Origin of the sequence: Butyricicoccus sp. AM05-1, from assembly GCF_003474415.1 — a bacterium.
Lineage (GTDB): Bacteria > Bacillota > Clostridia > Oscillospirales > Butyricicoccaceae > Agathobaculum > Agathobaculum butyriciproducens.
In genome coordinates, this window is sequence record NZ_QUDG01000019.1 from 1 (window position 1) to 378 (window position 378).

General features: G+C 43.4%; 1 protein-coding gene. It reads left to right on the forward strand.

Annotated features, from left to right (window positions below):
- Window positions 1-169: 169 nt before the first annotated feature.
- On the forward strand, window positions 170-378 hold a 209-nt coding region (locus DW088_RS16125; protein ID WP_207663036.1), incomplete at its 3' end, for a hypothetical protein.

Genomic DNA, 378 nt, shown 5'->3' on the forward strand with positions numbered 1-378 from the left:
TAATCTTATTGAGCAGTTGAAACGTGGTTGATTGCAATAGGGTCGCCGTACATTCTGACATATTTCAAAAGTCCGAAAACGACCCTATTGACATAGTTTTTCGTTGTTTCAGATGGGTATACCATATTGACATGCTCAAAAAATACCGGCTCTTGATGAGTCGGTATTTTTGTGTTTAGTCATCGTCGATAAGATCGGCGAGCAGGCCGATAATGGTCAGCGCACCGAGAATGACTTTTCCTGCGTTCATCTTTTTATCCCATTTCAGCTGTCAGAGAAATTTTCGACGGCCTCGATAATCAAATCGACCACCGCGCCTACAGCCTGGAAAATTGGGCCTAATGGAATCATAAGCAACATCTTCTTCCCTCAGTACGC